This is a genomic window from gamma proteobacterium symbiont of Lampromicra miyakona (assembly GCF_059730895.1).
On record NZ_AP035932.1, the window covers coordinates 2,234,726 to 2,254,107 of the forward strand.

At 58.4% G+C, this 19,382-nt stretch carries 22 protein-coding genes and 1 pseudogene; 11 read left to right on the forward strand and 12 right to left on the reverse strand.

All coding sequences use genetic code 11. From position 1 onward, the window contains the following. Positions 1-25: 25 nt before the first annotated feature. The 4 genes from tyrS to anmK form a co-directional block, all read right to left on the reverse strand. The gene (gene tyrS / locus AC6I8P_RS10320) at positions 26-1,300 is read right to left on the reverse strand and encodes a tyrosine--tRNA ligase (RefSeq protein WP_059011053.1); all 1,275 of its coding nucleotides are present in this window, start codon (positions 1,298-1,300) and stop codon (positions 26-28) included. A 139-nt stretch (positions 1,301-1,439) separates the two neighbouring features. Further along, on the reverse strand, positions 1,440-2,096 hold the full coding sequence (pdxH, locus tag AC6I8P_RS10325; RefSeq protein WP_021506201.1) for a pyridoxamine 5'-phosphate oxidase: 657 nt from the start codon (positions 2,094-2,096) through the stop codon (positions 1,440-1,442). Between the two features lie 20 nt (positions 2,097-2,116). Then, entirely contained in the window at positions 2,117-2,446 is a 330-nt protein-coding gene (locus tag AC6I8P_RS10330; protein ID WP_498030591.1) for an MliC family protein, read from the reverse strand. A gap of 9 nt (positions 2,447-2,455) precedes the next feature. Beyond that, positions 2,456-3,577: an anhydro-N-acetylmuramic acid kinase gene (gene anmK / locus AC6I8P_RS10335; RefSeq protein ID WP_104092879.1), complete on the reverse strand. Its 1,122-nt coding sequence runs from the start codon at positions 3,575-3,577 to the stop codon at positions 2,456-2,458. 285 nt (positions 3,578-3,862) lie between these two features. On the opposite strand from anmK, the gene slyB reads away from it, so the two are divergent. Further along, positions 3,863-4,330, forward strand: coding sequence for an outer membrane lipoprotein SlyB (gene slyB / locus AC6I8P_RS10340; protein WP_021506204.1), 468 nt, complete (start codon positions 3,863-3,865; stop codon positions 4,328-4,330). Between the two features lie 41 nt (positions 4,331-4,371). Here the strand turns inward: slyB and slyA are convergent, their stop codons facing one another. After that, on the reverse strand, positions 4,372-4,809 hold the full coding sequence (slyA, locus tag AC6I8P_RS10345; protein WP_010618966.1) for a transcriptional regulator SlyA: 438 nt from the start codon (positions 4,807-4,809) through the stop codon (positions 4,372-4,374). A gap of 150 nt (positions 4,810-4,959) precedes the next feature. Here slyA and AC6I8P_RS10350 point away from each other — a divergent pair, with 150 nt between their 5' ends. The 3 genes and pseudogenes from AC6I8P_RS10350 (at position 4,960) to AC6I8P_RS10360 (ending at position 8,067) form a co-directional block, all read left to right on the forward strand. Next, the gene (locus AC6I8P_RS10350; RefSeq protein ID WP_021506205.1) at positions 4,960-5,196 is read left to right on the forward strand and encodes a DUF1656 domain-containing protein; all 237 of its coding nucleotides are present in this window, start codon (positions 4,960-4,962) and stop codon (positions 5,194-5,196) included. Between the two features lie 6 nt (positions 5,197-5,202). Beyond that, positions 5,203-6,060 (forward strand): efflux RND transporter periplasmic adaptor subunit, encoded by an 858-nt coding sequence (locus AC6I8P_RS10355; RefSeq protein ID WP_125309672.1) that lies wholly within the window; start codon positions 5,203-5,205, stop codon positions 6,058-6,060. A 7-nt stretch (positions 6,061-6,067) separates the two neighbouring features. Further along, positions 6,068-8,067 (forward strand): annotated as a pseudogene (locus tag AC6I8P_RS10360) (FUSC family protein). Here the strand turns inward: AC6I8P_RS10360 and AC6I8P_RS10365 are convergent. The 4 genes from AC6I8P_RS10365 to AC6I8P_RS10380 form a co-directional block, all read right to left on the reverse strand. Further along, positions 8,068-8,535, reverse strand: coding sequence for a hypothetical protein (locus tag AC6I8P_RS10365; protein WP_021506208.1), 468 nt, complete (start codon positions 8,533-8,535; stop codon positions 8,068-8,070). Positions 8,536-8,663: 128 nt separating this feature from the next. Further along, complete coding sequence (gene sodC, locus AC6I8P_RS10370; RefSeq protein ID WP_498030592.1) at positions 8,664-9,182, reverse strand: superoxide dismutase [Cu-Zn] SodC; 519 nt, start codon at positions 9,180-9,182, stop codon at positions 8,664-8,666. A gap of 81 nt (positions 9,183-9,263) precedes the next feature. Continuing rightward, entirely contained in the window at positions 9,264-10,160 is an 897-nt protein-coding gene (locus AC6I8P_RS10375; RefSeq protein WP_104092875.1) for an aldo/keto reductase, read from the reverse strand. A 65-nt stretch (positions 10,161-10,225) separates the two neighbouring features. Next, complete coding sequence (locus tag AC6I8P_RS10380) at positions 10,226-10,465, reverse strand: DUF1289 domain-containing protein (RefSeq protein ID WP_021506211.1); 240 nt, start codon at positions 10,463-10,465, stop codon at positions 10,226-10,228. A 220-nt stretch (positions 10,466-10,685) separates the two neighbouring features. Here AC6I8P_RS10380 and eptA point away from each other — a divergent pair, with 220 nt between their 5' ends. From eptA to rnt, 5 genes are all read left to right on the forward strand, one after another. Beyond that, positions 10,686-12,323, forward strand: a complete 1,638-nt coding sequence (gene eptA, locus AC6I8P_RS10385; protein WP_215480251.1) for a phosphoethanolamine transferase EptA — start codon at positions 10,686-10,688, stop codon at positions 12,321-12,323. A 39-nt stretch (positions 12,324-12,362) separates the two neighbouring features. After that, positions 12,363-12,959 carry a TetR/AcrR family transcriptional regulator gene (locus tag AC6I8P_RS10390; RefSeq protein WP_031279165.1) on the forward strand — a complete coding sequence of 199 codons (597 nt, stop codon included), beginning with the start codon at positions 12,363-12,365 and terminating at the stop codon, positions 12,957-12,959. A gap of 49 nt (positions 12,960-13,008) precedes the next feature. Then, positions 13,009-14,106, forward strand: coding sequence for an alkene reductase (locus AC6I8P_RS10395; protein ID WP_058776267.1), 1,098 nt, complete (start codon positions 13,009-13,011; stop codon positions 14,104-14,106). A gap of 101 nt (positions 14,107-14,207) precedes the next feature. Then, entirely contained in the window at positions 14,208-14,615 is a 408-nt protein-coding gene (gene gloA / locus AC6I8P_RS10400; protein ID WP_021314698.1) for a lactoylglutathione lyase, read from the forward strand. Positions 14,616-14,723: 108 nt separating this feature from the next. Then, positions 14,724-15,392 (forward strand): ribonuclease T, encoded by a 669-nt coding sequence (gene rnt, locus AC6I8P_RS10405; RefSeq protein WP_021506216.1) that lies wholly within the window; start codon positions 14,724-14,726, stop codon positions 15,390-15,392. A gap of 53 nt (positions 15,393-15,445) precedes the next feature. Here rnt and AC6I8P_RS10410 read toward each other — a convergent pair whose 3' ends face one another. Continuing rightward, positions 15,446-15,778, reverse strand: coding sequence for a Grx4 family monothiol glutaredoxin (locus AC6I8P_RS10410; protein ID WP_021506217.1), 333 nt, complete (start codon positions 15,776-15,778; stop codon positions 15,446-15,448). Positions 15,779-16,144: 366 nt separating this feature from the next. On the opposite strand from AC6I8P_RS10410, the gene AC6I8P_RS10415 reads away from it, so the two are divergent. Continuing rightward, the gene (locus AC6I8P_RS10415; RefSeq protein WP_498030593.1) at positions 16,145-16,936 is read left to right on the forward strand and encodes a C40 family peptidase; all 792 of its coding nucleotides are present in this window, start codon (positions 16,145-16,147) and stop codon (positions 16,934-16,936) included. Positions 16,937-16,992: 56 nt separating this feature from the next. On the opposite strand, the gene cydH is transcribed toward AC6I8P_RS10415, so the two are convergent. Then, on the reverse strand, positions 16,993-17,082 hold the full coding sequence (gene cydH, locus AC6I8P_RS10420) for a cytochrome bd-I oxidase subunit CydH (RefSeq protein WP_021506219.1): 90 nt from the start codon (positions 17,080-17,082) through the stop codon (positions 16,993-16,995). A gap of 273 nt (positions 17,083-17,355) precedes the next feature. Between cydH and purR the strand changes: the two genes are divergently transcribed. After that, positions 17,356-18,381 (forward strand): HTH-type transcriptional repressor PurR, encoded by a 1,026-nt coding sequence (gene purR / locus AC6I8P_RS10425; RefSeq protein WP_021506220.1) that lies wholly within the window; start codon positions 17,356-17,358, stop codon positions 18,379-18,381. On the opposite strand, the gene punR is transcribed toward purR, so the two are convergent. Continuing rightward, positions 18,378-19,289, reverse strand: coding sequence for a DNA-binding transcriptional activator PunR (punR, locus tag AC6I8P_RS10430; protein WP_481657673.1), 912 nt, complete (start codon positions 19,287-19,289; stop codon positions 18,378-18,380). The genes purR and punR overlap by 4 nt on opposite strands. Between the last annotated feature and the right edge of the window lie 93 nt (positions 19,290-19,382).

Here is a 19,382-nt window from a genome sequence, read left to right on the forward strand (position 1 = left end):
AGGGCCGGAGACCGGCCCTTGCACCTTACTGCCAGCTAATCAGGCAGTAGTGTTTTTTGCCGCGACGCAGCAGCGTGTAACGACCAAACAGTTTGTCGCTGTCGCTGAAACGATACTCGGCATCAGACTGTTTCTCACCGTTGACAGATACCGCGTTGGAGCCAATCATGGTGCGCGCCTGGCCGCGTGACGGCACCAGTTCCGCCGCCACCAGCGCCTGTTGCAGATCGTCGTCCGCCTTCAGGCTAATGGTCGGCATGCCATCCTGAGCCAGCTGCTCAAAGTCCGCTTCGGTCATGTCGCTCAGACTGCCGGAGAACAGGCTGTCGGTGATGCGCTTCGCCGCGCTCAGCCCGCTTTCGCCGTGCACCAGACGCGTCACCTGCTCAGCCAGCACATACTGCGCGCGCGGCGCTTTGCCACTGGTTTTGTCTTCTTCTTCCAGCGCATTGATCTCCTCAATGCTCATGAAGGTGAAGAACTTCAGGAAGCGATAGACGTCCGCGTCGGCGGTGTTAATCCAGAACTGGTAGAACTTGTACGGACTGGTTTTCTTCGCATCCAGCCATACCGCACCGCCTTCGGTTTTACCAAATTTGGTGCCGTCCGATTTGGTGATCAGCGGCACAGTCAGTCCCCACGCCTGCTGCTGATGCAGACGACGCGTCAGATCGATGCCGGAGGTGATGTTACCCCACTGATCGGAGCCGCCAATCTGCAGCACCACGTCGTAGCGCTTGTTCAGTTCGGCAAAGTCGTAACCCTGCAGCAGGTTGTAGGAAAACTCGGTGTAGGAGATGCCCTGATCTTCACGGTTCAGGCGCATTTTCACCGCTTCACGGTTGATCATCTGGTTGACCGAGAAGTGCTTACCGATATCGCGCAGGAAGGTCAGCACGTTCATGCCGCCAAACCAGTCATAGTTGTTGGCCGCGATGGCGCTATTGTCGCCGCAGTCAAAATCGAGGAAAGGCGCAACCTGTTTGCGGATCTTCTCTACCCACTCGTTAACGGTTTCCGTGGTATTGAGTTTACGTTCGGCCGCTTTAAAGCTGGGATCGCCGATCAGGCCGGTGGCACCGCCGACCAGGGCCACCGGCTTGTGGCCGGCATCCTGGAAACGTTTCAGGCACAGCAGCGGCACCAGATGGCCCAAGTGCAAGCTATCAGCGGTGGGATCAAAGCCGCAATAGAGTGCAATTGGCCCTTGCGCCAGCCGCTCTGCTAACGCTTCCTCGTCCGTTACCTGGGCTACTAAGCCTCTCTCTTGCAATTGTTGTATCAGGTTACTGCTGGTCATCACTGACTCCAAATTGATCAGACTGCACCTATGCTGGTACACAGCTGTCCGCTGACGTGCGGATACGAAAAAAATGAGGGCTATAGCATAAAGCGCTGACGAGCCGCGCGCCAGCGCTGAAAGGGGATAAAACGCAGTTTTACGGTGCTAAACGGTCGATTGTCCAGCCGCTGCCATCACGCTGATAAAGGAAGCGGTCATGCAGGCGATGTTCGCCGCCCTGCCAGAACTCCATGGTGTGGAATCTGACGCGGAATCCACCCCAGAAACTCGGCAGCGGCACTTCCCCCTGCTGAAACTTCTGCTTCAGCTCAAGGAATTTGCCCTCGAGCACGCCACGCGCGGAAATCCGGCTCGACTGTTTCGATACCCAGGCACCAATCTGGCTGTCTCGCGGACGGCTGTGGAAGTACTTCAGCACTTCCAGCGGCGACAGTTTCTCCACTTCGCCCAGCACCATCACCTGACGCTCAAGGAAATGCCAGGGGAAATGCAGGGAAATGCGCGGATTGTCCGCCAGCTGCAGCGCTTTACGGCTGCCGAGGTTGGTGTAAAACACCATGCCCTGCTCATCGTAGTGTTTAAGCAGTACGATGCGCTGATAGGGCTGGCCGCTGCTGTCCACCGTCGCCACCGTCATGGCGGTGGGATCGGGCAGCTGCGCGGCGCACGCCTGCTGCAGCCACTGCTCAAACAGCGCCAGAGGAGTATCTGGCAAATCTTTGCGCCGCAGCCCGCCGCGCGTGTACTCCCGACGCAGGTGGGCAATGTGTTGCAAGCTGTCACTGTCGCTCATGCTGGTATCCCGGTTCTCTCTTACTGTGGGGAGGCATCCGCGTTCTGCAGTTCACAATCATTAATCACGATTTTATCGTTGCGTTCAACAAAGGCGCCATTGCCTTTTGACCAGAAAACGTAGTTCCCATCGCTGTAGCGCGCGCCGGAGGCAGACACCGTCTGGGTCAGCGTGAGCGGTTTGCCGTCCAGAATAAAGCTAACCTGCTGCTTCGCGTTGTCCAGCGTGACCGTCAGCGGCAGCGTGCCGCACTGGTAATGTAACGTCTCTGGCGCGGGTGCGGGTTTATGCCAGATACCACAGCCGCTGAGTAAGGTCAGGGTGCCGGCCAGCACGATCATCTTTTTCATATTTGCTCCTTAACGTATTGCGTGGGGATTGGCGGGATAGATGGCACCCAGCACGCTCATTTCGCGCGCGCCGGTCACCGCCGGCAGATTGCCCGGCAGCCCGGACAGGGTGCGGAACGCCAGCCAGGCAAAGGCCAGCGCCTCCATATCATCACCGCTGATACCGGCCTGATCGGTGGTGCCCACCTCAGTGCCAGACAAATGCGCGGCCAGCCGCGCCATCAGCAGCGGATTGCGACTGCCGCCGCCGCACACCAGCAGACGATCGCAGCCATCGTTGAGCTGTACCTGATGGGCGATAGTCAGCGCGGTCAGCTCGCACAGCGTTGCCTGCACATCCTGCGGGGCCAGCGCCGGGAAGCGCTGCAGCTGCTGTTCCACCCAGCCCAGGTTAAAGTATTCCCGACCGGTGCTTTTGGGTGGCGGCAGCGCAAACCACGGATCGCCGAGCATCTGCTCCAGCAGCGCGGGCACGACCTGGCCACTGCGCGCCCAGCCGGCATCTTTATCAAACGGCAGGCCTTTGTGGCGCCAGATCCACGCATCCATCAGCATATTACCTGGTCCGGTATCAAAGCCACGCACCGGCTGACCGGGTATCAGCAGCGACAGATTGGCGATGCCGCCAATATTCAGCACCATGCGCCGTTCAACGCTGTCCATCAGCAGCGCCTGGTGAAAAGCCGGTACCAGCGGTGCGCCCTGGCCGCCCAGCGCCATGTCGCGGCGGCGAAAATCGCCCACCACCGTGACGCCGGTCGCGGCAGCGATCTGGTTATTGTCGCCAATTTGCAGCGTATTCGGTGCCGCCGACTGCGGCTCGTGCCACACCGTCTGGCCGTGGCAGCCAATCGCCATGATATCGCTGGCCTCCAGCGCCTGCTGCTGCATCAGCGTCAGTACGGCTTCCGCAAACAGCTGGCCGAGCCGGGTATCAAGCTGACCGAGCTGCGACAGCGTCAGCGTCTGTCCCTGACAAATCGCCAGCACCTGCTGACGCAGCGCCAGCGGGATGGGATGGCAGTAGCTGGCCTGTTGCGCCACCATATGCTGGTCGATCGCGGCCAGCACGACGTCTACGCCGTCCAGGCTGGTGCCGGACATCACGCCGATATAGCGTCCTGATTTCATAGCGCTTCCTTACCCGTTTGCGGGCCTGCAATGCATCTGTGTTTAGCCTGGCAAATTACCGGGGCTAATTCTATGATAAATTTCCGCTTTTCAACTGCGCTGCGACACGCATTCCGGCAGCAAACTATTTTCATCCGGCAATTGAATTTTTGTTGATGGGCGGTGGTCTATGCTTCGGCCCAGCCGCATATTGTTCGGACATCGCGTCAATTGACCATTTTCTGACTTATACTGTTGCAGTACAGGACGAGAATATGGCGTTTTTTTGCATTAAGGAGCTTTCTCATGATTAAGCGTTTCGTAGCCGTAGCCCTGGCGGGTATCACGCTGGCTGGCTGTGTTAATAACGATACCCTTTCCGGCGATGTTTACAGCGCCAGCGAAGCCAAGCAGGTTCAAAGCGTCTCATACGGTACGCTGGTCTCCGTGCGTCCGGTAAAAATTCAGGGCGGCGATGACAGCAATGTGATCGGTGCCATTGGCGGTGCGGTGCTGGGTGGTTTCCTCGGTAACACCATCGGCGGCGGCGCAGGGCGCAGTCTGGCAACGGCCGGGGGTGCGGTACTGGGCGGCGTAGCCGGTCAGGGCGTGCAGGGTGCGCTCAACAAATCTGACGGCGTAGAGCTGGAGATCCGTAAGGATGACGGCAATACCATTATGGTGGTGCAGAAGCAGTCCGCCAGTCGTTACTCGGTCGGCCAGCGCGTGGTGATGGCCTCCAACGGCAGCCAGGTCACCGTCTCTCCGCGCTAAGCGCAAAGATAAAAAAAACCGACGCCAGTGCGTCGGTTTTTTTATTTCTCGCGGTTCTGCAACTCGAGAATGTTTTTTTCCAGCCGGGCAATCAGCGTCACCATCTGATTGATCTCTTCGAGGCTGATGCCGGAGAGGATGTCGTCACGCGTCGCGTCTATCACGTTTTCGACCTGCTCAATGATCGGCTCAGCCTGACGGGTCAGCTTGATGCGCTTGGCGCGGCGATCGTTAGCGCAGGTGGCGCGGGTGATGAGCCCCTTCTCTTCCAGCTGATCCAGCGTACGCACCAGCGACGGCTGCTCAATACCGATGGCTTTCGCCAGCTGAATCTGCGACTGCTCTGGCGGGAGTTGATGAATATTGTGCAACGTCACCCAGTGGGTTTGTGTCAACTCAAGCGGCTTCAGACGCTGGTCGATCAACGCGCGCCAGATGCGCACCAGGCGAGACAGATCTGTTCCAAGCGGCGTATCCATTTCATCTCCTTATAATTAGCTTGCTAGCTATCAAGCCAGATTTTACACTATTCTGCGAGTTTACAGGACAAATTACAAATCCCGGGCCAGACGGCACGCCCGCTGTCTACACTTGATTTAACCGTGCCCGGGTAAAAAGGATGATGCCACGTGTCAATCTTCGCGCTCACCGCGACGGCGCCGCTGACCGATCTGGTATTCGGTGCCTCACTGTTCTTCCCGCCGCTGTTCAAAGCGGTGCTGCTGGGCTTCTTTTTCTGGCTGCTGATTCATCCGCTGCTGCGCGGCTGGATCTACTCCGGCGATGTCTGGCACCCCACCTTAATGGATCTCTCACTGTTTGTTCTGTGCGTGAGCGGCGCACTGTGGATACTGAGCCTCGGATAAATCACCATGAAATTCAACCCCTTTAAGTACTTTTCTACCCTTGTGGTGTTTGCCCTGGCGCTGCTCGCAGGCTGGTGGATGTGGAACTACTACATGCAGGCCCCGTGGACGCGCGATGGCAAAGTGCGCGCTGAATTGGTGGACGTGACGCCCGAGGTCTCCGGCCGCATCAGCGCGCTGGCCGTGCGCGACAATCAGTTTGTGCATAAAGGCGAGGTGCTGCTGACGCTGGATCCGGTGCCGTGGCAGATTGCGCTGACCAATGCGCAGGCCCAGCTGGCGAAGGCGCAGGCCGACCTCGCCAAAGCGCAGCATGAGGCGGATCGCCGTGCCAGCCTGCCGCGTAACGTGATCTCCGCTGAAGATATGGACGCGGCGCGCCTCAACGCGAATGCGGCAGCCGCCACAGCGAAAGCCGCACAGGCGATGCTCGATCAGGCGCGCTGGAACCTGCAGCAAACCACGGTGACGGCACCGACCGACGGCTGGGTCAGTAACCTGACGCTGCGTGCCGGCAATTACGCGACCGCCGGTACGCCAATGTTCGCGCTGGTCGACAGCCACTCTTACTATGTGATGGGCTATTTCGAAGAGACCAAACTGCGCCATATCCAGCCCGGCGCGGCGGCGCAAATCGTGCTGTATAGCAACGGCGCACGACTGCAGGGCCAGGTGGAGAGTATCGGGCGGGCCATTTACGATCAAAGCATCGCCAGCGACGGCGGTCTGGTGCCCGATATCAAACCCAACGTGCCCTGGGTCAGGCTGGCGCAGCGCGTTCCGGTGCGTATCCGGCTAAACGCGGTACCGGATAATGTGCCGCTGGTGGCCGGTACCACCTGCACCATCTCTGTCGCGCACTGAGGCCGGCATGAATCTGCAGTGGCTGGCCTGCACAATCTGCCGTGGATAAAGGCAACCGGCGGCGAGTGGCGCTATGCGTTGCGTAACGCAATCGCGATGTGTCTGGCGCTCACCCTGGCGTATGCGCTGCAGCTGGATCAGCCTTACTGGGCCATGACGTCCGCCGCAGTGGTGAGTTTCCCCACCGTCGGCGGCGCCATCAGCAAAAGCCTGGGTCGCATCGTCGGCAGCCTGCTCGGTGCCAGCGCCGCGCTGCTGATCGCCGGCCATACGCTCAACGAACCGTGGCTGTTTGCCTTTTTCATGGCCGGCTGGCTGGCGCTCTGCACCTGGGTCGCCAGCCATTTTCAAAACAATGTGGCCTACGCCTTTTCACTGGCCGGTTACACCGCCGCGATTATCGCCTTCAGCAGCGTCAACGTTAGCGACGTCAGCCAGCTGTGGGACATCACCCAGGCGCGCGTGTGCGAAGTGATCGTCGGGATTCTCTGTGCCGGGCTGATGATGATGATCCTGCCCAGCACCTCGGACGGCAGCGCGCTGATGCTTTCGCTGCGCCAGATGCACACCCGCCTGCTCGACCACGCGGTGCTGCTGTTGCAGCAGAGAAGCACGGAAAATGTGCGCACCGCCCACGAAACGGTGATCAGCCAGATCCTCACCATGAATCTGCTGCGCATTCAGGCCTTCTGGAGCCACTATCGCTTCCGCCGGCAAAATAACGTGCTTAACTACGTGCTGCATCAGCAGCTGCGCCTGACCAGTGTGCTCTCCAGCCTGCGGCGCATGCTGCTTAACTGGCCCGACGCGCCACCGGCGCTGTACAGCGCAATGCAACAGCTGTTGCACGAACTGGCGCAGCCGCAGTGTGATAAATACCGGCTGGCGCAGATTCTGCGCAGCATCACGCCGGACGTGCACGGTGATTTCCGCCAGCGTGCTTTTGTCCAGCGGCTGCGCTACTTCTGCTGGGTGTGGCTGAATGTGGAGCGCTGGATTCGCCTGATTGAGCGCGCCGACGCTGACACCCGTTTCCAGCCACCGTACGCGCCGGCACTGGCACGTGCCAGCGACAGTGCCGAAGCTGGCTGGAGTGCGCTGCGCACGTTTAGCGTGATCATGCTGGGCTGCGCGTTCTGGATCGGGACCCAGTGGGACGCTGGCGCCGCCGCGCTGACGCTTACCGCTATTGCCTGCGTGCTCTACTCGTCATCGCCTTCGCCCGGCGGCAGCGTGTCGCTGCTGCTGAAAACGCTGTTGTGGCTGTCGCTGTTCAGCTTTGTGCTGCAGTTTGGTCTGATGGTGCAAATCAGCGCGCTGTGGCAGTTTTTGCTGCTGCTGTTCCCGCTGCTGCTGACGCTGCAACTGTTTAAGCTGCAACAGAAGCAACGCGCCGCGCTGTGGGGCCAGTTTATTGTGTTTATGGGATCGTTTATCGCGGTAAGTAATCCGCCAGACTGGGATTTCCAGAGCTTCCTTAACGATAACCTGGCAAAAGTGTGTGGCGTCCTGCTGGCGTGGCTGGCGTTTCAGGTGTTACAGCCGGGTTCTGATGCGCGCCGCAGCCGGCGCCATATCCGGGCGCTGCGCCACGCTTTTCTCGATCAGCTACGTCGCCAGCCGCGCCTGAGTGAAAGCCGGTTTGAATCGCAGATTTATCATCACATCAGCCAGCTGAGCCACAGCCGTGATGAGCAGGCGCGCCTGTGGCTGCTGCGCTGGGGCGTGGTGCTGCTGAACTGTTCGCACATTGTCTGGCAGCTGCGCGCCTGGCAACCCCGCTCACCGGCGCTGGCGCAGCTGCGCGACAGCAGTCTGCAGGATTTGCAGCGCATTATGAGTCTGCGCGGTGTGCGTCACGACTCGCTGCAGACCGCGCTGGATACGCTGCAGCAGGCCATTGATCAGCTTCAGGGGCAGCCGGAGAGCGACGCGAATACCCTAGCGGGTATTTTGTGGCGCCTGCGCTGTTCGCTGGCGCAGCTGCGTCAGGCAGTGCCGGATTGATCATTCACAGTACTGGGTAAACTGCCGATCAAAGTCATCGTGCAGCTGTTGCAGGGTCTTCTGCCCTTCAAAGCGGGTTTTATCCTGCTCGGACATCGGTTCGATCACCAGCGCTTTCTCGTCCGACGAGTAGATAAAGCGCCGTGCCAGCGTGCTGCCGGTAAAACTGGTGCCCTGAATGCCGCCGCACACCACGGTGATGCTGTGACGGCGGATTTCGGTATGGGTGAAATTGGTTTCGGTGGCGCTGCGCAGGACGTTCTGACAGCCTTTAGCTTGCAGCCGCTGCAGGGTATGCTGCGTCAGCCATTCGCGGCCGCGGGCAATATTTTCACAACTGGCGCGCAGCGGATTGGTATCTATATCTCGCTGCAGCTGACGGCTGGCCTCCAGTCGCAGCTGGGTATCATTCGGGCGATCGCAGCCCACCAGCGCTAAACACAACAGCAAAATCCCACGCGTTTTCATGCCTGCCCCTGAGCGGTTCCGTTCCTGAATCAACATCATAGGATGGAATGTTGCCGCTGAGTAGCAGGAAAATGGGTCAGAATTTTTCTGCGCGGCGGCGGCGGGTCAGGCCCGTCGCCGCCCGGTAGTCAGATCACGCCGCAGGCCAGACGTGCCCCGCCACCGCCAAGCGGTTGCGGATGGTCTGCATGGTTATCGCCGCCGACATGCACCATCAACGCTTTGCCTTTGATCTCGCTCAGCGATTTCAGACGGGGCGCCACCACGGGATAGCTGGCTTTGCCGTCGTCGGTGACATACAGCGCGGGCAAATCGCCGAGGTGACCGTCAGCGTAGGGAGCGAGGTGCTTGCCGCTGTTGTGCGGATCGAGGTGACCACCCGCCGCGCCGGCCGCCACGGTTTTGCCGGCGGATTCGCCGGGCTCACAGCTGCCTTTAGCGTGGACGTGGAAGCCGTGAATGCCGGGTTTCAGCCCGCTCAGCGCCGGCGCGAACTGCAGGCCATACGGGGTTTCGCTGATGGTCACCTTACCGATCGACTCACCGATACCCTGCGCCGTCACCTGATGCAGCGTCACGTCTTCTGACGCCGCGTGTGCACCGGCAGCACACGCCAGCGTCAGCACGGCCATAATGGTTTTTTTCATAACGTCTCCTTACGGTTCAGATTCCCTCTAAGCCTGGACTGCTTTTGCCCAGGCTGCCGTAGTTTGACGCAGATTTACGCTTCAGGGCACATCGTAGCCGAGCGCCGCCTTGCGAATACGGAACCACTGCTGGCGATCCAGCGTCAGTTCACAGGCTTTCACTGCGTCGCTCACGCGCGCGGTTTTACCGGAACCGATAATCGGCAGCGGACGACTGGGCAGCTTCATTACCCAGGCATAGACCACCTGCTCGATATTGCTGGCACCGATCTCCTGACGCACCTGTTCCAGCTCATCGCGCAGCGGCTGGTAGTGCGGATCGTTAAACAGGCGGCCGCCACCGAGGCACGACCACGCCATCGGGCGCATACGCGTCTGCTGGCACTGGTCGAGCGTGCCGTCGAGCAGCGCTGACTGCTCCAGCGGTGAGATTTCCAGCTGGTTGGTAACCAGGCTAAACGGCAGGCGGGATTGCAGCAGCGTGAACTGCGCAGCGGTAAAGTTGGAGACGCCAAAATAACGCACCTTGCCGCTCTGATGCAGCTGCAGGAAGGCTTCAGCGATTTCATCCGCATCCATTAACGGATCCGGACGGTGAATCAACAGCAGATCGAGATAATCGGTGGCAAAGTGGCGCAGCGAATTTTCCGCACTGTGCAGGATGTGGCTGGCTTCGGTGATGTAGTGACCGATTTTATGCTCGGGTTTCGCGCGGGTGGCAATGCCGCACTTGGTGACGATTTGCAGTTGCTGGCGCAGCTGCGGTGCCAGGCGCAGCGCTTCGCCGAACGCGGCTTCACAGCGATAGTCGCCATAGATGTCGGCGTGGTCAACGGTGGTGATGCCCAATGCCAGGTGATGCTCAATAAACTGCACCAGCTGCTGCGGCGTCATGCCCCACTCCATCAGCCGCCAGTAACCGGCGATCAGCGGCGAAAAAGCGGGTCCCTGTGGGGCAATAGCGTGCGGTTGTAACATGGTTAAACTCCCTTCTGCGCAATAGCGAAAGCGCGAGTATAACCAAATGCGCACGGCGCGTTTTCTTAAAACAGCTCCGGTTGCTGTGGATCAGGATTTTCATCCACTTTTTGCTGCCGCTGCAGGCGCAACAGGCGCTGACGACACAGGCGCAGCACCTCGCGTTTTTGCGCATCGCTGAATTTCATCCAGTTGAAGCGCTCCTCCCGGCTGCGCAGACAGCCACGGCAATAGCCGCGCGCATCGCTCTGGCAGATACCGCGACAAGGGCTCGGAACCGGAAAAAACTCTAATTGCTCAGCCACATCACCTCCGCAATGAACCTATCCACTCTTATTGATAACAGCTTAGTGACATAGTGCAAGGCATAAACCGTTATTGCTGGTACTGTACACGGCGACAACCACGCCAGCGTCCGTCACCGTGGCAATAGTCAGGGAATCAATCAGGTAAGGAGACGCGGTTAAGGTTTTCCTCATCTTCAATTCATACGATTGTCATATTCCGTTATTCCGATGAGTCTCCATGAAACTGATCTCTAAGTTACAGTGTCACGACAACAGTTTTAATTTACTGGCCGCGTTGTTCTTTGCCGTTGTTCTCAATGCCCTGTTTTTATTGCGCGCGTGGGAAATTATTCCCTACACCCGCGTGCATGATTACCTGTTCGCCGCCAGCATGCCGGTGGTGCTGGTCGCGGCGTTTTATTTGCTCTTCTCGCTACTGGCCTGGCCGTGGATACGCAAACCGTTGCTGATTGTGCTGATTCTCGCCAGCGCCGCCGCCAACTACTTTATGCACAGCTTTGGTACGGTCATCGACACCAACATGATTGAAAACGTGTTTGAGTCGAATGCGCAGGAAACCGGCGCGCTGATGAGCCGCAACTATGTCATCTGGATGCTGCTGATGGGCATTCTTCCGGTCGCGCTGGTGTGCAGCGTCCGTATCAGCAATCGCCAGCGCTGGTGGTGGAATCTGCTGCAGCGCCTCGCCAGTGCGCTCGGTGCCGTACTGGTGATTCTGCTGATGGCCGTGCTGTTCTACAAAGACTACGCTTCGCTGATCCGCAATAACAAAGGGCTGGTGAAGATGATCACTCCTGCCAATATTGTCAGTGGCACCGGCCATTATGTCGATCAGCGCTATCTGCAGGGCAGCCAGGCGCTGGTAAAGATTGGCGAAGATGCGAAGAAAGGGCCGCTGATCACCGCCGGGTCGAAGAAGACGCTGGTGGTGCTGGTGGTGGGTGAAACTGCGCGCGCGGAGAACTTCTCCCTCGGCGGCTATGCGCGCGACACCAACCCACAGCTGAAAAAGCAGCAGGTGATTTATTATCCCAACGCCAGCTCCTGCGGCACGGAAACCGCCATTTCGGTGCCGTGCATGTTCTCGAATATGCCGCGCGAGCACTATGACGCGAACCTCGCCCATCATCAGGAAGGCGTGCTGGATGTGCTGGCCCATGCCGGAATCAGCGTGCTGTGGCGCGAAAACGACGGCGGCTGCAAAGGTGCCTGTGACCGCGTGCCGCATACCGATATGACGCAGTGGCAGCTGCCACAGTACTGCCACGATGGCTTCTGCCTCGATGACGTCCTGCTGCATCGCTTTGATAACTATGTCGACAGCCTGCACAATGACGGCATCATCGTACTGCACCAGATGGGCAGCCACGGTCCGGCTTACTTTAAGCGCTATCCGGCCGCGTTCCAGCGCTTTACGCCTACCTGCGACAGCAATCAGATTCAGGATTGCGACCACCAGGCGCTGGTCAACACCTACGATAACTCGCTGCTGTATACCGACGATATGCTGAGTCGCACCATCGATAAGCTGAAAGGCCTGAGCAATCGCTTTAACGTGGCGCTGGTGTACCTGTCCGACCATGGCGAATCGCTGGGCGAACACGGCATGTACCTGCACGGTGCGCCGTACCTGTTTGCGCCGTCGCAGCAGACGCACATCCCGCTGCTGCTGTGGATGTCGCCGGGCTACGCCGCGGCGTATCACATTGATCAGGCCTGTCTGCGCCAGCAGGCGGCAGAGACAGCGGTGTCGCAGGATAATCTGTTCCACACGGTGCTCGGCCTGTTCAACATCCAGACGCAGCAGTATCAGCCACAGCTGGATATGATCAAATCGTGCCAGAATCGCGCCTGAGGATTGCATTAGACCGACTGGTCTAATACTCTGCCTGCCATGAACAAGACAGTGCAACGCAACGAAACCCGTGAACATCTGCTCGCCACCGGCGAGCAGGTCTGCCTGCAGCGCGGTTTCACCGGCATGGGGTTGAGCGAAATGCTGGCGCTGGCGGAAGTGCCGAAAGGCTCGTTTTATCACTACTTCCGCTCGAAAGAAGCGTTTGGTGTGGCGCTGCTCGAGCGCTATTTCGTCAACTATCAGCAGCAGGTTGAACAGCAGCTGACCCAGCCCGGTGTTACTGCACGTGAACGCTTACTGCAGCATTTTCGCTACGCGGAACGGCTGTTTATCGAGCAGGGTCACATTGTCGGCTGTCTGGGCGTTAAGCTTTCCGGCGAAGTGTGCGATCTGTCAGAACCGATGCGCGATGCGCTGCAGCGCGGTGCTACGGCCATCACGGCGGCTTATGCACGCTGTCTGACGGAGGTCGCAGCCGAACAGCCGCTGCCCTATGGGCAAAGCCCGCAGCAGCTGGCGCAGCGCTGTTATCTGCTGTGGCTGGGTGCCAGCCTGCAGAGCAAGATTTCACGTGAGCCCGGGCCGATTAGCCTGGCGCTCGACACCATCGAACAGTGGCTTAATCACCGCTGATTTTTAAAAACGGCAATTTCTAGACGACCGGTCTATTACAGGAGTCATCATGGCGAGTAAACAGCTGTTCACCCCGCTGAAAGTGGGCGCGATTACCGTACCTAACCGTGTATTTATGGCGCCGCTGACGCGTCTGCGCAGCATTGAACCGGGCGATATTCCTACCCCGCTGATGGCGGAGTATTATCAGCAGCGCGCCAGCGCGGGTCTGATCATTACCGAAGCCACCCAGGTTTCGTTCCAGGCGAAAGGCTACGCCGGTGCGCCGGGTTTACACACCGCGGAGCAAATTGCTGCGTGGAAAATGATTAACGAAGGTATTCACGCCGCGCACGGTCACAGCGCCGTTCAGCTGTGGCACACCGGCCGCATCTCGCATAATAGCGTGCAGCCGGATGGCAAAGCGCCGGTCGCACCGTCCGCGATCGCCGCTGGCACCCGCACCTCGCTGCGCGCCGCCGACGGCAGCGTATACCGCGAAGATACCTCCATGCCGCGTGAACTGAGCGTGGCAGAAATTCAGCAGATCGTTAAAGACTTCGGTCAGGCGGCAGCCAATGCGCGCGACGCCGATTTTGATCTGCTGGAACTGCACTCTGCGCACGGCTATCTGATGCATCAGTTCCTCGCACCGGGTTCTAACCAGCGTACCGATGAATACGGCGGTTCGATTGAGAAGCGCGGCCGTTTCGCGCTGGAAGTGGTCGATGCGGCAATTGCTAACTGGTCAGCCGATCGCATCGGTATCCGTATCTCGCCAATCGGCGCCTTCCAGAATCTGGAAAACGGTCCGGATGAAGAAGAAGCGGCACTGTGGTACATCAGCGAACTGGGCAAGCGCGGCCTCGCCTACCTGCACCTGTCTGAGCCAGACTGGGCGGGCGGTAAGCCTTACACCGATGAGTTCCGCCAGAAAGTGCGCGCCGCCTTCCCGGGCGTGATTATCGGTGCCGGTGCCTACACCGTGGAAAAAGCGGACGATCTGATTGCGCGTGGCCTGATTGACGCGGTGGCCTTTGGCCGTGACTTCATCGCCAACCCGGATCTGGTGGCGCGCCTGCAGCAGGATGCACCGCTTAACCCGCAGCGTCCGGAGAGCTTCTACGGCGGCGGCGCGGAAGGTTACACCGACTACCCGACACTGTAAGTCAAACGCGGCCGCAGCGGATGTGCGGCCGCGTGCTTTCTTCAGGGCATTCCCTCGCTATACTAAGCGGGTTCCCTGATGACTTTTGAAAAGAGGATGTTATGCGTTTACTTCACACTATGTTACGCGTTGGCGATCTGCAGCGCTCCATCGATTTTTACACCCGCGTGCTGGGCATGCGCGTGCTGCGTCAGAGCGAAAACACCGAATACAAATACACCCTGGCTTTCGTGGGTTACACCGAAGAGAGCGAAGGTGCGGTCATTGAGCTGACCTACAACTGGGGCGTGGATAAATACGACCTCGGCAATGCCTACGGCCACATCGCGCTGGGCGTGGATGATGTCGCGGCGACCTGCGACCGCATCCGTCAGGCGGGCGGTAACGTCACGCGTGAAGCCGGCCCGGTCAAAGGCGGCAGCACCATCATCGCTTTCGTGGAAGATCCGGACGGCTACAAAATCGAGCTGATCGAAAACAAACACGCCGGTCACGGCCTCGGCAACTAATGCCGTTAGTCAGCCTGCTAATTTGCGGGCTGACTTCCCTCTCCTGCTGCACCCTGCGCCGATTTTTGCCATAATGCGCGCTGCCCCATTTCCTGCAATGAGATCCTGATGTCTGAATCGAACGCCTTAAACGCTCTCCATCAACGTTTCCGTGGTTTTTATCCTGTGGTGATTGACGTTGAAACCGCCGGTTTTAATGCGCAAACCGATGCGCTGCTGGAAATCGCCGCCACCACGTTAAAAATGGATGAGGATGGCTGGCTGCACCGCGATGAAACCCTGCATTTCCACGTGGAGCCGTTCGAAGGGGCGATTCTCAATCCTGAAGCGCTGGCGTTTACCGGCATCGACCCCAGCAATCCGCTGCGCGGTGCGGTGAGTGAATATGAGGCGCTGCATGCCATATTCAAAATGGTACGCAAAGGCACCAAAGACAGCGGCTGTAACCGGGCGATTATTGTGGCGCACAACGCCACCTTTGATCATAATTTTCTGATGGCGGCGGCAGAGCGCACCGGCATGAAGCGTAACCCGTTCCACCCGTTCGCCACCTTTGACACCGCCGCGCTGAGCGGGCTGGTGCTGGGACAAACGGTACTGGCGAAGGCCTGTAAAGCGGCGGGGATAGATTTTGACAGCACTCAGGCGCACTCGGCACTGTACGATACCGAACAGACCGCCACGCTGTTTTGCGAACTGGTGAATCGCTGGAAACGCCTCGGCGGCTGGCCGCTGGCGGTGAGTGAAGAGCCGGCCGAAGACGATGCCTCGGCCTGAGGCCCGTCAGACCGCAGCCAAAAAAAAGGCCGACACTGCTGTCGGCCTTTTTCTTATTCTGCTTCTTTGTGCTTCTCAGCGGTCTCTTTGATCAGCGGTTGCAGTTCGCCGCGCTGGAACATCTCAACGATGATGTCACAGCCGCCGACCAGCTCGCCATCCACCCACAGCTGCGGGAAGGTTGGCCAGTTGGCGTATTTCGGTAACTCAGCGCGGATATCCGGATTTTGCAGAATGTCTACGTACGCAAAGCGCTCACCACAGGCAGACAGCGCCTGTACCGCCTGCGCAGAGAAACCGCAGCTTGGCAGTTTCGGCGAACCTTTCATGTACAGCAGGATCGGGTTTTCTGCGATCTGGCGCTGAATTTTTTCAACAGTACTCATTTTTGCCTTCCTTAATCCTTCACTTCGTGTTTGTTTATTGTAGCGACTTCGCCCCGCGACTGAAAACGGGATTTTGCCTTAGCCGGCGCATATCGCCATGTTTGTTAAGTTCGCGCGCCACGAATAACATTTTCGTATCATTAATAAGCATTAATCAATTAATAATTAGCAATAATTCCGCTGGGTTAAACAGCTGAAATCGCTCATTTTTGCCCCACTTTCAGTACCGTGACAGATTAATGGAAAAAGACCTTACCTTTTGCAAAAAAAGTGGATTAGAATTGCCCCGGTGCTGATCGTCGATCAGATTTTTCTAACTTTACCGCGGTCTGGCTTCCTGCCGACGGCTTAACCTGTAACCGGACTATGCGTTTACTGATTACGCTTTTCATACTGGCTTTTGCCCAACTGTTCTTTAATGTGGCGGCGGCTTCTCCGCATGCGCCGGTTAATGCCAGTTTGCAGAAAGCGGAGAAAAAGAACGCGCGTGAAGATGAGCGTCGCAAACGACGCCCGGTGAAAACCACCAGCAAAAAGTCACGCCTGACGTCGGTACAGAAGTTTAGGCTGAAAAAACAGCAGAAAAGCGAAACGGTACTTCAGTACACCACGCAGCGCAAATCCTCACTTAAGCTCAGTGCGAAAAAATATGGTCATCAGCGGCTGGCGAAAAAATCGCGTGACGTTGCCGTTGATGATGAAGTGCAGCAGCTGAGCGGCATTAAAATGAGCAAGGCCCACCGCCTGCGCTATCAAAAAGCGCGCGAAACCGCGATGACGAAACTGATGGGCCAGCTGGGTAAACCGTATCAGTGGGGAGGTACCTCACCGCACACCGGTTTCGACTGCAGTGGTTTAGTGTGGTACGCCTACAAAGACCTGGTGAAGTTTAAATTTCCCCGCACCGCCAATGAGATGTATCACCTGCGCGACGCCGCGCCGATCAAGCGCGAGATGCTGGAGAAAGGCGATCTGGTGTTCTTTCGCATCAACAACCGCGGCACCGCCGACCATGTCGGGGTTTATCTGGGCAATGGTAAATTCATTCAGTCTCCGCGCACCGGTAAGGACATTCAGATTAGCGCGCTGGGCGAGGATTACTGGCAGAAGCATTACGTTGGCGCACGCCGTATGATGACGCCGAAAACCGTGCGCTAACCCCAGCGTTGCGCAACAAAAAAGCCGGTGGCTGCTCAGCAGCACCGGCTTTTTTATTAATGCAGAATGGCGGTAAAGCTAAAGGCAATAATCATCAGCAGAGCAGCGGCGGTGGTGGTCAATGCCAGTTTTAAATCGGTACTCATCACAACTCCTTAGTCACACAGTTTGCATGGTTAAATAATTTTCGCACAGTGATGGGCAAAAATCTCGTGTTATCCGCCCCGGCTTGCTAGAATCGCCGCCTTTCGTTGCGCAACAGATTTAGCGCATGCTGCATTGACAGCCTGCTGAAGGATGTTTCCCTGCCCGATTAAGCAGATTAGCCCTGATATTCAGGGCGCAAAACCATTAGCAGACGCAAACGTTTAACAATATACTTATCAGTAAGTTGCGATAAGCCCAGGAGTACCATTTTCATGGCAACCATTAAAGATGTGGCGAAACGCGCCGGGGTCTCAACCACCACGGTTTCGCATGTCATCAACAAAACGCGTTTTGTCGCGGAAGAGACGCGTAACGCCGTATGGGAAGCGATTAAAGCGCTGCACTATTCACCGAGCGCGGTGGCCCGCAGCCTGAAGGTGAATCACACCAAGACGCTGGGCCTGCTGGCGACCTCCAGCGAAGCGCCCTACTTCGCCGAAATTATTGAAGCCGTGGAGAATCACTGCTTTGAGCGTGGTTACACGCTGATTCTCGGCAACGCGCATAACGATCTGCAAAAACAGCGTGCCTATCTGTCGATGATGGCGCAAAAGCGCGTCGATGGCCTGCTGGTCATGTGCTCCGAATATCCCGACGATCTGCTGCAGATGCTGGAAGAGAACCGCAATATCCCGATGGTGGTCATGGACTGGGGCGAATCGCGCGGGGACTTTACCGATACCGTGCAGGACAATGCGTTCCACGGCGGTTACCTCGCCGGACGATACCTGATTGAGCGCGGCCATCGTGATATCGGTGCTATCCCTGGCCAGATGGAGCGCAACACCGGTGGTGGCCGTCATGCGGGTTTTCTGCAGGCGATGCAGGAAGCGGGCATCAGCGTCCGTCCCGAGTGGATTGTGCAGGGTGACTTCGAACCGGAGTCAGGTTATCAGGCGATGCAGCAGATTCTGAACCAGAAACAGCGCCCGACGGCGGTGTTCTGCGGCGGCGATATCATGGCGATGGGCGCGATTTGCGCGGCCGACGAGATGGGACTGCGCGTGCCGCAGGATATTTCGGTGATTGGCTACGACAATGTGCGCAACGCGCGCTACTTCACCCCGGCGCTGACAACCGTGCACCAGCCGAAAGCGCAGCTGGGGGAAAAGGCACTGGAGATGCTGCTGGACCGCATCACCAGCAAACGCGAAGAGCCGCAGACCATTGAAGTGCAGCCCACGCTGATTGAGCGCCGCTCCGTGGCCGATGGCCCGTTCCGCGATTACCGCCGTTAAGCCGCCTTCTCGCTGAGCCACTCGTGGTTCAGCGTCTCCGCATCGCCCAGATATTCCAGTAACCACGCCAGCGCCGGTGACGCGCGCTGCTCAGACCAGCTGACGCAACACGGGCTGTCCGGAAACGGCTGCGGCAACGCCAGCTCCACCAGCGCGCCGCTGTCCAGCAGCGGGCGCGCCAGGTGCCCCGGCACCATGCCCACGCACAATCCAGCCTGCAGGCAATCCAGCCCGGTTTCCCACTCCGGCACCACCAGCCGCCGCTGGTTATCCAGCGTCCACGTCATGCGGCGCGGCAGCGCGCGTGACGTATCTTCCAGCACCAGCGACGGCCAGGCGCGCAGGGTTTCGTCGTCCAGCTGCGGACTGTGGGCCAGCGCATGCTGCGGACTCACCACACAGCGCCAGTTGAGCGCGCCCATATCCTGAAAGGCGAAGCGGCCGCCGACCGGAATGGCCTGGGTGGCGCCAATCGCCACATCGACACGCCCATCAGCCAGCGCGTCCCACACGCCGTTAAATACTTCGTAGCTGATGATCAGCTCCATATCGGGGAAATGGCGGTAAAAATCCTTTACCAGCTGGCGGGTGCGCTGCGGTTTGACGATGCAATCTACCGCGATACTGAGCTGACCGCGCCAGCCGTTAGCCAGCTGCTGACACTGACGGCGCGTGGCCATCATTTTTTTGATAACAGAACGCCCTTCACGCACAAAATGCTCGCCTGCTGCCGTCAGCACCACTTCGCGATGCTGCCGCTCAAACAGCGGTACCGCCAGCCAGCCTTCCAGCTGGCGCACGGTATAGCTGATGGCAGAGGGCACGCGGTGCAGCTCATGCGCCGCCGCGCTAAAACTGCCGGTGCGCGCTACCGCGTCCACTACCTCAAGTGCATATTCCGACCACATAGTTTTCCCTTCAAAAATTTTAACAGCACCCTGCAAATATTAGCGTTTCACAAAGCCCGCTGCACCCTTTTACACTCCCCGCCGTTCAACCTG

Bases quoted from the DNA above. Each gene is read 5' to 3' on its own strand.
- AC6I8P_RS10365 (WP_021506208.1), bottom strand. From the start codon at position 8,535: ATGAAAACGCGTGGGATTTTGCTGTTGTGTTTAGCGCTGGTGGGCTGC.
- pdxH (WP_021506201.1), bottom strand. From the start codon at position 2,096: ATGAGCGACAGTGACAGCTTGCAACACATTGCCCACCTGCGTCGGGAG.
- AC6I8P_RS10395 (WP_058776267.1), top strand. From the start codon at position 13,009: ATGGCGAGTAAACAGCTGTTCACCCCGCTGAAAGTGGGCGCGATTACC.
- anmK (WP_104092879.1), bottom strand. From the start codon at position 3,577: ATGAAATCAGGACGCTATATCGGCGTGATGTCCGGCACCAGCCTGGAC.
- AC6I8P_RS10330 (WP_498030591.1), bottom strand. From the start codon at position 2,446: ATGAAAAAGATGATCGTGCTGGCCGGCACCCTGACCTTACTCAGCGGC.
- slyB (WP_021506204.1), top strand. From the start codon at position 3,863: ATGATTAAGCGTTTCGTAGCCGTAGCCCTGGCGGGTATCACGCTGGCT.
- sodC (WP_498030592.1), bottom strand. From the start codon at position 9,182: ATGAAAAAAACCATTATGGCCGTGCTGACGCTGGCGTGTGCTGCCGGT.
- slyA (WP_010618966.1), bottom strand. From the start codon at position 4,809: ATGGATACGCCGCTTGGAACAGATCTGTCTCGCCTGGTGCGCATCTGG.
- AC6I8P_RS10375 (WP_104092875.1), bottom strand. From the start codon at position 10,160: ATGTTACAACCGCACGCTATTGCCCCACAGGGACCCGCTTTTTCGCCG.
- eptA (WP_215480251.1), top strand. From the start codon at position 10,686: ATGAAACTGATCTCTAAGTTACAGTGTCACGACAACAGTTTTAATTTA.
- punR (WP_481657673.1), bottom strand. From the start codon at position 19,289: ATGTGGTCGGAATATGCACTTGAGGTAGTGGACGCGGTAGCGCGCACC.
- AC6I8P_RS10390 (WP_031279165.1), top strand. From the start codon at position 12,363: ATGAACAAGACAGTGCAACGCAACGAAACCCGTGAACATCTGCTCGCC.
- tyrS (WP_059011053.1), bottom strand. From the start codon at position 1,300: ATGACCAGCAGTAACCTGATACAACAATTGCAAGAGAGAGGCTTAGTA.
- gloA (WP_021314698.1), top strand. From the start codon at position 14,208: ATGCGTTTACTTCACACTATGTTACGCGTTGGCGATCTGCAGCGCTCC.
- AC6I8P_RS10355 (WP_125309672.1), top strand. From the start codon at position 5,203: ATGAAATTCAACCCCTTTAAGTACTTTTCTACCCTTGTGGTGTTTGCC.
- purR (WP_021506220.1), top strand. From the start codon at position 17,356: ATGGCAACCATTAAAGATGTGGCGAAACGCGCCGGGGTCTCAACCACC.
- AC6I8P_RS10415 (WP_498030593.1), top strand. From the start codon at position 16,145: ATGCGTTTACTGATTACGCTTTTCATACTGGCTTTTGCCCAACTGTTC.
- rnt (WP_021506216.1), top strand. From the start codon at position 14,724: ATGTCTGAATCGAACGCCTTAAACGCTCTCCATCAACGTTTCCGTGGT.
- AC6I8P_RS10410 (WP_021506217.1), bottom strand. From the start codon at position 15,778: ATGAGTACTGTTGAAAAAATTCAGCGCCAGATCGCAGAAAACCCGATC.
- cydH (WP_021506219.1), bottom strand. From the start codon at position 17,082: ATGAGTACCGATTTAAAACTGGCATTGACCACCACCGCCGCTGCTCTG.